This is a genomic window from Tepidiforma sp., assembly GCF_034433535.1.
In the GTDB taxonomy this organism is placed as follows: domain Bacteria; phylum Chloroflexota; class Dehalococcoidia; order Tepidiformales; family Tepidiformaceae; genus Tepidiforma.
In genome coordinates this window covers 23813-38956 of the sequence record NZ_DAOUAO010000251.1, presented here as the reverse complement: position 1 = coordinate 38956, position 15144 = coordinate 23813, and the positions used below count along the sequence as shown (strand labels likewise).

At 68.0% G+C, this 15144-nt stretch carries 12 protein-coding genes; 7 read left to right on the top strand and 5 right to left on the bottom strand.

Annotated elements, in window-relative coordinates; genetic code table 11:
- The coding region (locus VAE46_RS13500; protein ID WP_322797468.1) for a CoA transferase at positions 1-549 on the top strand (549 nt) is incomplete at its 5' end.
- Positions 546-1502: an alpha/beta hydrolase gene (locus VAE46_RS13495; protein ID WP_322797467.1), complete on the top strand. Its 957-nt coding sequence runs from the start codon at positions 546-548 to the stop codon at positions 1500-1502. The genes VAE46_RS13500 and VAE46_RS13495, both read left to right, overlap by 4 nt.
- A 378-nt stretch (positions 1503-1880) precedes the next feature.
- Here VAE46_RS13495 and VAE46_RS13490 read toward each other — a convergent pair whose 3' ends face one another.
- The 4 genes from VAE46_RS13490 to mdh all read right to left on the bottom strand — a co-directional run bounded on the left by VAE46_RS13490 (position 1881) and on the right by mdh (position 7105).
- Entirely contained in the window at positions 1881-4340 is a 2460-nt protein-coding gene (locus tag VAE46_RS13490) for a 2Fe-2S iron-sulfur cluster-binding protein (RefSeq protein ID WP_322797466.1), read from the bottom strand.
- 7 nt (positions 4341-4347) lie between these two features.
- Positions 4348-4791 carry a 4Fe-4S binding protein gene (locus tag VAE46_RS13485; RefSeq protein WP_322797465.1) on the bottom strand — a complete coding sequence of 148 codons (444 nt, stop codon included), beginning with the start codon at positions 4789-4791 and terminating at the stop codon, positions 4348-4350.
- Between the two features lie 116 nt (positions 4792-4907).
- Positions 4908-6122, bottom strand: coding sequence for an MFS transporter (locus tag VAE46_RS13480; protein ID WP_322797464.1), 1215 nt, complete (start codon positions 6120-6122; stop codon positions 4908-4910).
- Between the two features lie 44 nt (positions 6123-6166).
- Complete coding sequence (gene mdh, locus VAE46_RS13475) at positions 6167-7105, bottom strand: malate dehydrogenase (protein ID WP_322797463.1); 939 nt, start codon at positions 7103-7105, stop codon at positions 6167-6169.
- 43 nt (positions 7106-7148) lie between these two features.
- On the opposite strand from mdh, the gene lepA reads away from it, so the two are divergent.
- The 5 genes from lepA (at position 7149) to VAE46_RS13450 (ending at position 14181) form a co-directional block, all read left to right on the top strand.
- Positions 7149-9029 carry a translation elongation factor 4 gene (lepA, locus tag VAE46_RS13470; RefSeq protein ID WP_416223975.1) on the top strand — a complete coding sequence of 627 codons (1881 nt, stop codon included), beginning with the start codon at positions 7149-7151 and terminating at the stop codon, positions 9027-9029.
- A 155-nt stretch (positions 9030-9184) separates the two neighbouring features.
- Positions 9185-10039, top strand: a complete 855-nt coding sequence (locus VAE46_RS13465; protein WP_322797461.1) for a 4Fe-4S dicluster domain-containing protein — start codon at positions 9185-9187, stop codon at positions 10037-10039.
- Positions 10040-10051: 12 nt separating this feature from the next.
- Positions 10052-11311 carry an NrfD/PsrC family molybdoenzyme membrane anchor subunit gene (gene nrfD / locus VAE46_RS13460; protein ID WP_322797460.1) on the top strand — a complete coding sequence of 420 codons (1260 nt, stop codon included), beginning with the start codon at positions 10052-10054 and terminating at the stop codon, positions 11309-11311.
- A complete protein-coding gene (locus VAE46_RS13455) occupies positions 11298-13829 on the top strand; it encodes a molybdopterin-dependent oxidoreductase (RefSeq protein ID WP_322797459.1) in 2532 nt (843 codons plus the stop codon). Before nrfD ends, VAE46_RS13455 begins: the two co-directional genes overlap by 14 nt.
- A 106-nt stretch (positions 13830-13935) precedes the next feature.
- A complete protein-coding gene (locus tag VAE46_RS13450; protein WP_322797458.1) occupies positions 13936-14181 on the top strand; it encodes an Lrp/AsnC ligand binding domain-containing protein in 246 nt (81 codons plus the stop codon).
- A gap of 2 nt (positions 14182-14183) precedes the next feature.
- On the opposite strand, the gene VAE46_RS13445 is transcribed toward VAE46_RS13450, so the two are convergent.
- Entirely contained in the window at positions 14184-15140 is a 957-nt protein-coding gene (locus VAE46_RS13445) for a nucleoside hydrolase (RefSeq protein WP_322797457.1), read from the bottom strand.
- Positions 15141-15144 lie beyond the last annotated feature (4 nt).

Sequence of the window (15144 nt, the reverse complement as noted above, 5' to 3'; positions counted from 1 at the left end):
GGCCACGTCCCCTCGGGCGTCTTCCCGACCAGCACCGCCGACCGCTGGATCGCCATCTCCTGCCGCTCCGATGCCGAGTGGCGGGCCCTTGTGGCCTACATGGGCAACCCCTCCTGGGCCCTCGACGACGCCCTCGCTATCGCCGCCGGGCGCGCCGAACGCCAGGACATGCTCGAAGAACGCCTCGCTGAATTCACCGCCGCCCGCGACCGCGACACCCTCTTCCACGAGCTCCAGGCCGCGGGGGTCACCGCGGGCCCCGTCCTCACCGCAAAGGAGGCGGCTGAAGACCCGCACCTCGCTGCGACCGGCACCTGGAAGCGGCTTCCCGCGACCGAGGACTACCCGGAGGTCGATTGGCTCCGGCCCGCCTACCGCTTCCACGCCTCCGAGGTTGACCTCCGCACCCCGCCGTGCCTCTTCGGTGAACATAACGACTACGTCTATCGCGAGCTTCTCGGCCTCTCCGACGAAGAGATCGAGCGACTCCGCGCCGCCGGCCACATCGCGGACACCTTCGACCCCGACGTCGTGGCGACCGCCGGGTGATCCCGGGCACGACTCGCCGCCTCGCCGACCTCGGCAGTGTCACCCTCGAATGCTTCGAGGCCGGCGAGGGGCCGCTCATCGTGCTGCTCCACGGCTTCCCCGAGCTGGCCTTCTCCTGGCGCCACCAGGTCGCGCCGCTTGTCGCCGCGGGCTGGCGCGTCTTCGTGCCAAACCAGCGGGGCTACGGCGCCAGTTCCGCGCCGGCCGAGGTGGAAGCCTACGATCTCGAAGCGCTCGCCGGCGACGTCGCCGCCCTCATCCGCCAGGCCGGCGACGGCCCGGCCGTGGTCATCGGCCACGATTGGGGCGCCCCGGTCGCCTGGCACACGGCCCGCCGCTACCCCGGACTCGTCCGGGCGGTCGGCGCCCTTTCCGTCCCCCATGCGGCCCGCGCCCCTCGTCCCCCGCTCGAGCTGATGCGCGCGGCCGCCGGCCCCGACCACGTCTACTACATCGACTACTTCCAGCAGCCCGGGCTCGCGGAGGCGGAAATGGAGGCCGACGTCCGCGCCTTCCTCCTCGGGTTCTTCTGGTCCATCTCCGGCGATGCTCCCCGCGAAGAGCGCTTCCGGCCGATCCCCCGCGGCGGCCGCTTCATCGATGCCATCACCGTCCCCAGCAAGCTCCCGCCGTGGCTCAGCGAAGCCGACCTTCAGGTCTACGTCGATGCCTTCAGCGCTACCGGCTTCCGCGGCGGCCTCAACTGGTACCGCAACGTCAACCGCAACTGGCAACGCTCCGCCGACCTCGCCTCGGACGTCATCCCACAGCCGGCGTTCTTCGTCACCGGTGGCCGAGACCCCGCCCGCAACCCGCCCGCCATCGAGCGCCTCCCCTCGCTCCTCCCCGACCTCCGCGTCTTCGAAATCCTCCCCGGCTGCGGCCACTGGACCCAGCAGGAGCGCCCCGCTGAGGTGAACGACCTCCTCCTCCGCTTCCTCGCGACCCTCTAGGCGCGCCCGGCCGCAGCTGGCTACCCCGCTGACCCGCACCCGCCACCTGGCCTCCACCCGAATTTGCGCGCTGTTTACGAACGCCCGGGAACCGCTTCACACGCCCGACATACCATGTCCAGCGAAGGGTACGGAGGTTCGCACGCTCTCCCCCACCTTCTCCGCCCTCGGCGGACCGGCGGGCCTCCTCCCCCTCCCCCGCAGCAGCGGGACCGTCCTCGCAGGCGCCATGCCGCTCCCCGGGGCTGGCGCCTGTCCAACCAACCAGCACGGCGTCCATCTCCTGCCTCTCCAGACGAACGCCACCAACAGAGAACCCGCCGTTGGCCCGGCGGGTTCTCCCGTTTCTGACGTCGTTGGCGACCCGGCGCCGACCCGCTAGCCGGCAGCCACCGGGGCAAGCACCTGCAGCTCCACGGTCGCGACATCCTGGCCGTTGAACAGTTCGACCACGGCGCCGCCCTGCAGCAGGCTCGAAACGAACACGTGCCCCGCCGGCACCCGCTCCGTCACCCACGCCGGCGCCTCGATGCTTGCCCCGTTCGCACTCACCCGGATGCGGTCGCCTGTGGCGATGCCCAGCGCGAACGCGTCCGGCTCGCTCACCTGGATGCGGTCGTATCGGTGCAATTTCTCGGCCTCCGGGTGGCGAAGCGCCGCCGCATCCTGCGCGGTGTAGAGGTCGCGGGCGGCAATGACCCGCATCCCCGTGCCGGCCTTCGGCGCTGGAACGGGTGCCATCTGTGCCCGCGGCGAACGGCTCACCTCGAGCTTCACGCCCTCGCCGATGATCAGGTCCCACGCGGGCTGATACGCACGGTCTTCCTGCGCAATCGCGCCAAGCGCTTCGTCGGGGGTCGCCGGCACGGGCACGCCCAGCTCTTTCGCCAGCAGCTGCAGCGCCTCGAACAGGGTGGTGGCGTCGCCTTCCGGCCGAACGGCGGCCGCCAGCTTCTGGACCCGGAAGTCGCCCGCCGTGTACGTCCCGGTCGACGCGTACGCCCGGCCCTCCGCGATTACGACGCCGGCGCGCTTCGCCGTCTCGTGCAGCACCCCATCGATGACCACCACCGTACCGGCCGCCTCGAGCGCCCGGGCAGCGCTGCCGAACCGCATGGTCGGGTCGTCCCGGATGACCAGCAGGCCGGTCACGCCCTCCAGCGGGTTTGCCTCGCCGCTCGCGCCGATGCCCCGGTCGAGCAGACCCCACGTGTTCGCCTCCGGCGGCAGGACTGCGAGGTGCTCGCTCGCTGCCTCCCCGAACAGCGCGACCGCAAGGTTCGCGGCCCCGCCGGTCATCGCCGCCGCCAGCCCCGGGCTCACCGGGTTCGGCGCGCACACCACCATCGTCCGTTCGCGCTCCGCCTGCCGCAGCAGGTCGGCCGCCCGCGCGATGTCGTCGTTTGCCGCCGCCTCCCCGGCGATCGCCCGCGCCAGCTGGTCGGCCACCGCGCCTTCCTCGCCAGCCGCGCAGCGCAGCCAGCAGGCGGCGAAATCCACCAGCTCGCTCCGCAGCGGCCCGATAACGACCAGCTTCGCCTTCTCGTTCACCACCGCATCTTTGATGCGGACGCTCACCAGGTTGTGGCTTTCTTCGAGGTCATCGGCCACGGTCACCACGGCCTTCGCCTTCGGCAGCCGTTCGAGATTCGCCGCCATCCGCCAGGTGCCGAAGCGCGCCTCCAGCGCCGCGGTGACTGCCCGCACGACCGGCCCGGCTCCCTGGTCGGCGGGGCCGCCCAGCGCGGCCTGCGCGATCTTCTGGATGAGCAGCGCCTCCTCGTTGGTCACCGTCCCGCCAACCACCACCCCGACCCGGCCGCGCTGGGCCGCTTCCCTCAGGGCCTTCGCAGCCGAGGCGACCGCCTCCGCCAGCGGAACCGGCGCCTGGATGTTGCCTCGCCGCACCAGGTGCTTGCCCAGGCGCTCTCGCGGCTTCAGCGAGTCGTAGTGATACCGACCGCGCACGCAAACCTGGTCGCCGCTGAACGCGTTCCCATCGCCCGGGCGCACGATCACGCCGCGCCCATCCTTCGAGCCCAGCCGCAGGCTGCACCCCACGGCGCACGAGTCGCAGGTGGTCGAAGTCCAGCGCTCCGGCTTGGCAACCCACTTGTTCGGGTGCTCCATCAGCGTGGCCGTCGGGCAAACATCGATACAGGCGCCCGAGAAGTCGCAGTTGCTCTCATGGATCGGGCCGCCCGCGCCGAACGCGATCATCGCATCCCAGCCGCGGCCGCTCAGGGTGATCGCGCCGGTGTGCCGCTTCTCATCGCACGCCCGTACGCAGCGCGTGCAGATAATGCACATCTGGGGGTCGAACTCCATGAACGGGTTGCCCCGGTCGGCCGGAGGCTGCGGCGTCTGGTACCACGTCCGCTGCTCGCCGACCCACGGCTCATACCCCGCGCTGCCGACCATCTCGCAGGTGGCCTGCAGCTCGCAGCGGTAGTTCTTCGAACACGTCAGGCAGCGGTGCGTCACCACATCGTCGCGCAGGCAGATATCGCCCGGGTGGCAGTGCTCGCGCCGGTGGCAGGTCAGGCAGCGGTCGCTATGGTTCGCGAGGATGATCGACAGCACCGACCGCCGCCCCTCCCGGACCTCAGGCGTGTCGGTCCGCACCACCATGTTCTCGGTGACCACCGCCGTGCATGAAAGCTGCAGCCCCGGCGGCCCTTCGATGTCGACCAGGCACGAGCGGCACCCGGCATACGGCTTCAGCCCGTCGATGTAGCACAGGCTCGAAACGTAGAAGCCGTTGTTCTTCAGCACCTCAACAAGCGGCGCGCCGGCCGGCGCCTCGATGACCTTGCCGTCGACAGTGATCTGGACCATGGGCTCCCTACAGGCGGTGGAAATCGGCGTCCGGGTCCGGGGCCTTCATGCCGTTCGGATACGTGTTGTTGTTCCGCTTCAGAAACTCCTGCGCCACCCGCGTCAGCGCGTGCTTGTCCCGGTACATCTCTTCGAAGTTGTACACCGCATCATCCAGCGGACCGCCCGGCTGAATCGCCTCGTACGGGCAGGCCTCAGTGCAGAGCCCGCAGTACATGCAGATGCGGAAGTCGATCTCGTACCGGTCGATGTTCCGGCGGCCCTCTGCGTCCTGGCTCGTGGCGACCAGGATGCAGCCATCCGGGCACGCCTGCGCGCATGTGGAGCAGCCGGTGCAGCGCTCTTCGAACCACAGCAGATTCGTTCGAGCGTAAACCGGAACCTCGCGGATTTCCTCGGGGTACTGGACCGTCGCCGGCGGCCGGAACAGGTGCCGGAGCGTCAGGCTCATTCCCTTTGCAATGCCCTTGCCGTATGCCATGAGGCCCCCACAAACGGCGCGCCCCGATTCCCCGCGGCGGCAGCCTAGAGCTTAGCAAGGGGCAATTGTGATGACAAACACAAGGCTTACACCCCCGGCTCTTCGGCCAGGCCGCCCGCCCTCGCCCCGCGCTCGCTCACGAACCGCCCGTACATCGCCATCGAAACCAGCGCCAGGGCTGCCGCCGTCGGCCCCAGCGCTCCGTACCCCCCGGCCTCCAGCGCCATTCCGCCCACCAGCGAGCCGGTCACGATCCCGAATTGCTGGCCTGCTGCGTTCAGTGCCATCACCGTCCCCCGGTCCCCCGGCGACATCTCGGTCATGATCGCCTGCGAACTCGCGAACCGCGCGCCCCCGGCCACCGCAAACAGGAACAGGAACCCGAGGCTTGCCGCCATGGCCACCGCGGCCGTGGTCGTCAGCCCGATGAACACCGCGCAGAGCAGCGACGTCCAGAGGATTACGGGCCGCTTGCCGACCCGGTCCGCCAGCCGCCCGCCGGCATTGCTGCCCAGCAGCACGCCCAGCCCCATGGTCATCGTCAGCCCGCCCAGCGCCCACTTCGCCAGACCGAATTCATCGTGGAAATACGCCCCCATGTAGGTGGCGAACACGAACCAGTAGCTCGTCGACAGGTAGTTCGAAAAGAGCGCTGCGGTCGTCGGCACATCCCGCAGCACCCGCGGGATCGCCGCAAGGCCAGTGCCGCCCTCGCCCAGTTTGCGCGGCGCGTCCTTCGGCAGGCGCGTCAGCAGCAGCCATGTGAACACCACCAGCACCACGGCGAGCGCCACGAAGGTCCATCGCCACGAGAACACGCCGCTCAGGACCGCCCCGGCCGGGACGCCGAAAATGCTTGCGCTCGTGTTCGCTGAGATCACCCACGACATCGCCCGGCCGCGCTCTTCGTAGGAAAAGTAGTCCCCCACCGCAGCGAAGACCGCCGGCGTGAGGCACGCCACCCCGAGGCCGGCCAGCGCCCGCGCGCCCAGCAGCGCCCAGAACCCCGGCGCCAGGGCGGAAAGCGCCGTCGCGACCGTCAGCGTCGCCATCCCCGCCACGACCACCGGCTTCCGCCCCAGGCGGTCGATGAATGGCCCCGAGAACACGGCCGCGACCCCGCCCGCGATCGCGTACGCCGTCACCAGCAGTCCGGCCACGGCTACCCGCACGCCAAAGTCCTCCGAGATCTCCGGCAGGATCGGCGTGATGATCAGGTTGTTGAAGACGACCGCGAACGAGGCCACGCACAGCAGCGCCAGCACCAGCGTCCGCTGCGACCGGGAGATGGTCAGCGTCACAGCCAAAGCCTACAGGCCGGGCCGCATCCGTGCCCGGGGCGCGCTCAGTTCAGCAGCTTCAGCAGCTCCTTCGTCGCCTCCGCAGCGGCGACGACCTTCGCCCGCTCCTCGTCGGTCAAGGGCAGCTCGAAGGTCCGCTGGATGCCGCCCTCGCCCAGCTGGCAAACGGTCCCGCTGAACACGTCGCGGATGCCGTATTCGCCCTGGTGGTAGACCGAGCACGGGATGAGCCGCCGCTGGTCGAGGAGCACCGCCTCCACCATCGCGATCGTCGCCGCTGAGGGCGCGAAGTAGGCCGAACCGGTCTTGTACAGCTCGCCGATCTCCGCGCCGCCGCGCATCGCCCGCGCCACGATCGCCTGCACGCGCTCCGGCGCCAGCAGGTCCGTCAGCGGCACCCCGCCCACGCGCGTCTGCGAGACCACCGGAACCATCGTCGTATCCGTGTGCCCGCCGATCACGTAGCCATGCACATCCCGCACCGAAACGCCGAGCTCCGCGGCGATGAAGTAGCGGTAGCGCGCGCTATCGAGCGCCCCGCCCTGCCCGAGCACCCGCTCCCGCGGGAAGCCGCTCGCCTGCATCGCCACGTGGCACATCGCGTCCATCGGGTTCGAGAAGATGATCAGGACCGCGTTCGGCGAGGCCTTGGCCGCTGCTTCCGCCTTCGCCCGCACGATCGCCGCGTTGCCGTTCAGCAGCTCCTCGCGGCTCATGCCCGGCTTGCGCGGCGCCCCCGCCGTGATCACCACCACATCGGAGTTCGCCGTCTCCTCCCAGCCATCCGTGGCCACAATCCGTGTCGAAAACCCCTCCCACGGCGCCGCCTGCAGTTCATCGAGCGCCTTGCCGTGGTGCATCGTCCCCGCGAACTGGGGGTCGTCCTGCAACACCACATCGCAGATATCCCGCTCCACCAGCCGCTGCGCCATCGCGCCGCCCGTCATCCCCGCACCGACGATCGTGACCTTCTTCCGAGGCATGGAAAGCTCCCCGCTGTCAAAGAATTCGCCTGCCAAGGCTAGCATGCACCCGCCTTACCGGCCCCAACCCCATAGCCCACGCCTCACGTACACTCGAACTGTGGACCAGCCCCACATCCGCAACTTCTGCATCATCGCGCACATCGACCACGGCAAGTCGACCCTCGCCGACCGCCTCCTCGAGCGCACCGGCACCATCTCCGCCCGCGAAATGACCGAGCAGGTCCTCGACTCCATGGACCTCGAGCGCGAGAAGGGCATCACCATTAAGGCCGCAGCGGCCCGCATGCGCTACACCGCTGCCGACGGCGAGGAATACCAGCTCAATCTCATCGATACCCCGGGCCACGTCGACTTCGCGTACGAAGTCTCCCGCTCCCTCGCAGCCTGCGAAGGCGCCCTCCTCGTGGTCGACGCCTCGCAGGGCATCGAAGCCCAGACGCTCGCCAACGTCTACCTGGCCATGAACCAGGACCTCACCCTCATCCCCGTCCTGAACAAAATCGACCTCCCCCACGCCGAGCCCGAACGCGTCGCCGCTGAGCTCGAGCGCGTCATCGGCTTCTCCCGCGACGAGATCATCCTCGCCAGCGCCAAGGAGGGCATCGGCGTCCATGACATTCTCGAAGCGATCGTCCGCCGCGTTCCGCCCCCGCGCGGCAACCCCGATGCGCCCCTCAAGGCGCTCATCTTCGATTCCAAGTACGACGCCTACAAGGGCGTCGTGGCCCACGTCCGTATCGTCGACGGAGAAATGCGCGGCCGGCGCCACCTGAAGCTCATGTCCACCGGCGCCGACTTCGAACCGCTCGAATTCGGCACCTTCAGCCCCGGCATGAAACCCCTCGAAGGGCTCTCTGCCGGCGAAGTCGGCTACGTCGCCACGGGCCTCAAGGACGTCGCCGAGTGCCGCGTCGGCGATACGATCACCTACGCCGACCAGCCCGCCGCCGAGCCACTCCCCGGCTACCGCAAGGCCAAGCCGATGGTCTTCGCCGGCATCTATCCCACCGATTCCGACCAGTACCAGGAACTCCGCGACGCCCTCGCCCGGCTCGTCCTCAACGATGCCTCGCTGGTCTACGAACCCGAATCGTCCGCCGCCCTCGGCTTCGGCTTCCGCTGCGGCTTCCTCGGCCTCCTCCACCTCGAAATCGTCGTCGAACGGCTGGAGCGCGAGTACGGCCTCTCCCTCCTCACCACGGCGCCCAGCGTGGAATACCACGTCCAAACCACCGCCGGCCAGGAAATCATCGTCGATAACCCGGCCGCCCTCCCCGACCCTTCGAAGATTGCCGTCATCTCCGAGCCCTGGGCGCGCATCGACATCATCACCCCCAGCCGCTACATCGGCCAGGTCATGGAGCTCGTCACCTCCCGGCGCGGGCAGTTCATCCGCATGGAGTTCCTCGAACCGGAAAACGAGCGCTCGCCCGGCGAGGCCCGCGTCCTCCTGGAGTATGACGTCCCGATGGCGGAGATCCTGGTCGACTTCTACGACCAGCTGAAAGGCTCAACTTCCGGCTACGCCAGCCTCGATTACCACATCAGCGAGTACCGCCCGGCCCGCCTCGTCAAAGTCGATATCCTCGTCAACGGCGTCCCCGTCGATGCGCTCTCGGTCATCACCCACGCCAGCAACGCCGATAAGGTCGGCCGCACCCTCGTCACAAAACTCAAAGACCTCATCCCCCGCCAGCTCTTCGATGTCCCCATCCAGGCGGCCGTCGGCGGCAAGATCATCGCCCGCGAAACCATCCGCGCCATGCGCAAGAACGTCCTCGCCAAGTGCTACGGCGGCGACATCACCCGCAAGCGCAAACTGCTCGAAAAGCAGGCCGAGGGCAAAAAGAAAATGAAGCGCGTCGGCAGCGTCGAGATCCCGCAGGAAGCCTTCATGGCCGTCCTGCGCCTGCGCGAATAGCAGCCATCGACTTTTTCAAAATAATCGCGCCGAAACCGGGCCCTTTCGGACCGTCCCCCGGGGCCCGTCCGGTCGCATCGTTCCCGCCGCAACGGGTCGAAACTCCATGCGGAGACGCCCCCGGCGTCCCAATCCCGCAGCGGAGGTAACCCCCGGTGCAACAACAGGCGTCGGCCGGGGCCGCGGCCCCGGAGCCCGTCCACGAACTCCCAGAGGTCAGCAGGCGCGATATCGTCCAGCGCCTCCTGAAGCTCGGCGCAGTCTCCCTCGCGGCCGCGCTTGGCAGCGGTGCCAGCCTCCAGCCGCTGCTCGCCCGCGCCGAAGAAGTCAACCCGCGCGGCAAAAAGAAACGCCGCTACGGCATGGTCATCGACACCCGCCGGTGTGTCGGCTGCGATGCCTGCGTCGCGGCCTGCAAGGCCGAGAACAAGACGCCTCCCGGCGTCTCTTACACGATCGTCCTCGAGCAGGGCCTCGGCGAGCGCCCCGACGACCGCCCCCTCTTCATGACGAAGCCCTGCTTCCACTGCGAACACCCGCCCTGCGTCCCGGTCTGCCCCGTCGGCGCCACCTTCAAACGCAGCCAGGACGGCATCGTCGTCGTCGACTACGACCGCTGCATCGGCTGCCGCTACTGCATCGTCGCCTGCCCCTACCAGGCGCGCTATTCCGATTTCGGCGATAACTACCCCGCCGTCGAAGAGCACACGCCCTGGGCGTCGGTTCCCTCCCCCGAATACCGGCAGTTCCGCACCCGCAAAGAAGGTAAATCGCCCGAGGGCAACGTCCGCAAGTGCACCTTCTGCCTCCACCTCCAGGACGAAAACGGCGAGTACGACAGGGCCTCCGGCCGCTGGCCCGCCTGCGCCAAGACCTGCACCGGGAAGGCCATTCACTTCGGCGACCTCAACGACCCCACCAGCGAAGTCTCCCTGCTGCTCAAAGAGCGACAGGCCATCCGCCTCAAAGAAGAGCTCGGCACCGAGCCGAACGTCTACTACCTGCTCTAAGGAGCCGCGGCCATGTCTCCTCGCTTGCTCAAGTCAGCCTTCTGGGCGGTCGGCATCATTCTCATCCTCATCGGTTCCTGGGCCTGGATCGACCGGTTTCTCAACGCCGATAAGAACGCCAACTACGGGAGCATCGTCCCCTGGGGCCTCTGGGTCGCCGCCTATATCTACTTCATCGGGCTGAGCGCCGGCTCCTTCCTCGTCTCCTCCCTCGTCTACGTGTTCAACATCAAGCGCTTCGAATCCATCGGGCGCCTTGCCCTCTACTCGGCGGTCGTAACCCTCCTCCTCGCGCTGCTCTCCATCTCCGCCGACCTCGGCCACCCCTTCCGTGCCTGGCACGTCCTCGTGTACCCCAACTTCCGCTCGCCCATGGCCTGGATGATCTGGCTCTATTCGGCCTACTTCATCCTCCTCATCCTCGAACTCTGGTTCGTCCTCCGCCACGACCTCGTCGTGGGGTCGCGCAGGCCGGGCTGGCGCGGCCGCCTCTACCGCATCCTCGTCTTCGGCTCCAACGACGATTCACCCGCTACCCGCGCCAGCGACCGCCAGGTCGTGCGCTTCCTCGCCACCATCGGCGTCCCGCTGGCAGTCATGTTCCACGGCGGCGTCGGTTCGCTCTTCGGCGTCGTTGCCTCCCGGCCCGCCTGGCACGGCGGCCTCTTCCCCATCCTCTTCCTCGTGTCCGCGCTCGTCAGCGGCGGCGCCCTCCTCGTGCTCGTGAGCGCGATCTTCCAGGATGGGCTCCGGCGGAATCGCCAGGTCGTCCTCGACCTCGCCGGCCTCGTCCTCGCGCTCCTCGCCTTCGACCTGCTCCTGCAAATCTCCGAGACCCTGGTCGGCTTCTACGGCAATGAACCCGACCGCGTCGAAAATCTCCGGCTCATCTACGGCGGGCCGTACTGGTGGGTCTTCTGGGTCTGGCAGCTCGCCCTCGGCACCCTGGTCCCCATCGTGCTCCTCGCCTCGCCATGGACGCGTCGGAATCCCGTGGCCGCGGCGCTCGCCTGCGGACTGATCGCCATCGGCTTCCTCGCCGTCCGCCTCAACATCGTCATCCCGGGACTCGCGGACGAACAGCTCGAGGGCATCACCCAGGCCTTCAACTCCACCCGCATCGCAACTGATTACGTCCCCAGCCTCATGGAGTTCACCTTCACCGCTGGCATCATCGGCATCGGGCTGGTGCTCTTCGGCCTCGGTGAATGGTTCCTCCCGCGTTCCCAGGAAGAATCCGCCCAGGAGGAGGTCGCCCGTGTCTCAGCATGAGTTCGACGACCAGGTCAAAAAAATCAATCGCCGCAGGCTCTTCAAGCTCGGAGGTGGAGCTGCCGCCGGCGCAGCCGCCGCAGCCGCCGTCTCCGGTGTCGGCACCCGCTCCGGCGAACGCGACCTCAAGGTCAACGCTGCCGGCCTCGCACAGTGGGGCCGCGATGCCGGCCAGTGGGTGCCCTCCTGCTGCAACATGTGCGGCGGCCAGTGCGGGATCATGGTCCACGTCGTCAACGGCATCGTCGAAAAGATCGAGCCGAACAACTGGAACCCCAACAACTACACCAACATCTCCACCGACTGGTTCGATGGCTACACCGACGAGGCCGGCTGCAAGGAGGGCGCCGTCATCTGCCCCAAGGGCAACGCCGGCATCATGGCCCTCTACGACCCCGACCGCGTCAAGACCCCGCTCAAGCGCACCAACCCTGATAAGTCCATCGGCGCCGACCCGAAATGGGAGGAAATCTCCTGGGACCAGGCGCTCGATGAAATCGCCGCGAAGCTGAAAGCCCTCCGCGATGCCGGCGAAGCCCACAAACTCATCTGGTTCTCCGAGGACCACTCCTTCACCCACCCCCAGCAGGACTTCTGCACCCTCTACGGCACCCCCAACTACCACAACCATTCCAACCTCTGCGACGTCTCCCGGAAGGCCTCCTTCGGCACCGTCCTCGGCGACCAGCGCCCCCTCGCCGATTTCATCCAGTCCAAGTACATCATGCTCTTCGGCTGGAACCCCACCTCCGCCATCAAGTGGGTTCATCTCCCCCGCATCATCACGCGGGCCATCGAGCGCGGCGCGAAGCTTGTCTGCGTCGACCCCTACCTCTCCGACACCGCCGCCAAGGCCCAGGAGTGGGTTCCCATTCGCCCCGGAACCGATGGTGCCTTTGCCCTCGCCCTCGCTCACGTCATCATCCGCGACAACCTGTACGACGCAGAGTTCGTGCGGAAATGGACGGTAGGCTTCGACCGGTTCGCAGACTACGTCAAGGACAAGACGCCCGAATGGGCCGAAGCCATCACCTCCATCCCCGCCGCCACCACCGAGCGGCTCGCGCGCGAACTGGCAACCACCAAACCGGCCCTTGTCGATGTCTGGAGCGGGCCGGGTCAGCACTCAAACGGCGTCCAGGGCGGGCGCGCCATCGCCCTGCTCAACGCACTGATCGGCACCATCGATGCGCCCGGCGGCATGATCAACCCGGAACGCAGCGGCCCGACGTACACCGCGCCCCAGCCGGATGAAACCGCGGCAAAGACGCTCGCCCAGCCGCGTTTCGACGAGCGCAGCAAGTACCCGCTCTCCCATTCCTCGGGTGTCTACACCCAGGCGTTCTCCAACCTGCTGAAAGGCGAGGGGCCGTACCAGCCCAGGATCGGCGTCATTGTCTTCCAAAACCCGGTGATGGCGGTCCCCGGGAGTAAGGAAGTCGCCGCCGCCCTCACGAAGCTCGAAACACTCGTCGTGATCGACACCATGCTCAGCGAAACCGCCATGCTCGCTGACTACGTCCTCCCCGGCACCGTCTACCTCGAACGCTACGACCTGAACCTCCACTGGGTCACCTGGTCGGCCGTCGGCCTGCGCCAGCCTGTCGTTAAGCCGCTCTTCGGCCAGCCCGCCGAGTACGAAACGGTCGCGGCCCTCGGCCGCCGCCTCGGCCTGAAGGACAGGTCCGGCAAGGACTTTTTCCTCATCGGCAAGATGTCGGGCCAGCCCGTCGAAGACCTGACCGCCTGGTACGAGGAGTACCTCTCGAAAGAGCTCAAGGACGGCGGCCCCGGTATCACCCTCGAAGAACTCAAGCAGCTCCCGGGCGCCACCTGGGTCGACCGCAAGAAGGGCACGCGCTACTTCAAGTACACCGACCCCCTCGCCGATTCCGTACTCGCCGCTGCCTACTACCAGGGCAACCCGGCCGCCGATGGCACCCTCGTCTACGACAAAGACCCGGCCGCTGGCGGCAAGGCCATCGGTGTCGTCGTCGATGGCAGGCCGCGGAAAGGCTTCAACACGCCCTCGCGGAGGGTCGAATTCTATGCGGCCTCACTGGAGGGTAAGAAGGACGCCCTTGGCAGGCCGGTCGACCCCCTGCCCGTCTATACCCCGCGCGACTGGCAGCCCGATGAGCAGTACCCGCTCTACCTCATAAACTGGAAGGAAGCGAGCCACACCCATACTCGCACCTTCAACAACCCTTGGCTCCTTCACCTCAAGCCTGAAAATCCCCTCATCATCCATCCCGATACCGCCCGCCGCTTTGGCGTCGAAGACGGCGACCAGGTCATCGTCGAATCCCCCTACGGCAGCACCCGGGCGAAAGTGAAGGTTTCCCGCCGCATGCACCCGGAAGTCGTCGGTCTCCAGCACGGCTTCGGCCACTGGGCCGGCGGCCGCAACGCAGTAGGGCGAGGCACCGCCGACGGTCACCTCCGGCCGATGCGTTCCGACCCGCTCTCCGGCCAGGGCATGCACAAAGAAGCCTGCGTCACACTCCGCAAGGCCTGACCAGCCAACCGGGGGTGGGTCCAGGGCGGACCCGCCCCCGAAATGCATCCGAAACCTGCCCCTGCTACCCTTTTACGACTACCCCGGCCGCCGCAGGGAGCCGCCCATGGTCAAAGCCTTCGTCCTCATCGTTGTCGACCCCGCCCAAACTGTCGACGTCTACGAGAAGCTTCGGGCCGTCGAAGGCATCTCCGAGGTGTATCAGGTCATGGGCCCCTACGACATTGTGGCCGTTGTCGAGGTCCCGTCCCTCACCGATGTTCCCTCGGTCATTTCGCGCAACATCCGCGCCATCGAAGGCATCGAAAGCACCACGACCTGCGTCACCTTCCCCGAAGCCAACGGCCGCTAGCCTCACGGGCAGGCGGCCAGCGCCTCCTCGACCAGCCGGAACAGCCCCTCCGCCTCGATACGTTTCGCCCAGCGACAGTTTGGTCGCGGCATCCCCTCGGGTACCGGTGCTCCCTCCTCCAGGACCAACCTCTGGTCCACCACGGTCATCCCGCGGGTCTCCTCTCCCCGCAACTCCACCGTCACGTTCGCCCGCGCGAACGTGAAGAGCTCCGGGGCCGCCAGCGTCGCCACCGCGCAGGGGTCGTGCAGCGGCACGGCAGGGCTCCCGGTGATGCGCTCGGCCGCCGCCCGGTAGTGCTCCAGCAGGTCTGCCACCACCGCCGCCGTCCGCGTGCCGACCGCCCGGAAGCGGGCAATCGTCTCGGGCCCGACGGCTGCCTGCCGGGTCAGGTCGAGCCCGCACATGGTGATGCGCGCCCCCGATGAATACACCACGTGCGCTGCCTCCGGGTCTGCCCAGGCGTTGAATTCCGCCGCTGCCGTCACATTCCCCCACGTCGCCGAGCCGCCCATGAAGCTCAGCCGCGCAATGCTCTTCGCCAGCCGCGGCTCCGCCCGCATGGCGAGTGCCAGGTTCGTAAGCGGTCCCGTCGCGATTACCGCCGTGCCCGGGTTCGCCATCACCGTGTCAATCAGGAACTCCACCGCGCGCTTCGCGATGACCCGGTTCGAACCCCTGGGCAGTACCGCCCCATCCAGCCCACTCGTTCCGTGAACACGCTCGCCCGCCCGGGGAAGCGTCCCGATGATTGGCCCCTCAGCGCCCCGCGCCACCGGGACCTCCGGCCGGCCGATGAGTTCGAGCACCCCCAGCGCATTCTCGGTCACCCGCCACGCCGGCGCGTTCCCTCCAACCGTCGTCACGCCGAGCAAGTCGAAGTGCTTCGCCGCCAGCAGAATGGCAACGACATCATCGTGGCCGGGGTCACAATCGATAATCGCCTTCGTCAACGGCATCGAA

Coding starts and splice junctions, on each gene's coding strand:
- nrfD (WP_322797460.1), top strand. CDS start 10,052: ATGTCTCCTCGCTTGCTCAAGTCAGCCTTCTGGGCGGTCGGCATCATT.
- VAE46_RS13485 (WP_322797465.1), bottom strand. CDS start 4,791: ATGAGCCTGACGCTCCGGCACCTGTTCCGGCCGCCGGCGACGGTCCAG.
- VAE46_RS13450 (WP_322797458.1), top strand. CDS start 13,936: ATGGTCAAAGCCTTCGTCCTCATCGTTGTCGACCCCGCCCAAACTGTC.
- mdh (WP_322797463.1), bottom strand. CDS start 7,105: ATGCCTCGGAAGAAGGTCACGATCGTCGGTGCGGGGATGACGGGCGGC.
- VAE46_RS13445 (WP_322797457.1), bottom strand. CDS start 15,140: ATGCCGTTGACGAAGGCGATTATCGATTGTGACCCCGGCCACGATGAT.
- lepA (WP_416223975.1), top strand. CDS start 7,149: ATGCACCCGCCTTACCGGCCCCAACCCCATAGCCCACGCCTCACGTAC.
- VAE46_RS13490 (WP_322797466.1), bottom strand. CDS start 4,340: ATGGTCCAGATCACTGTCGACGGCAAGGTCATCGAGGCGCCGGCCGGC.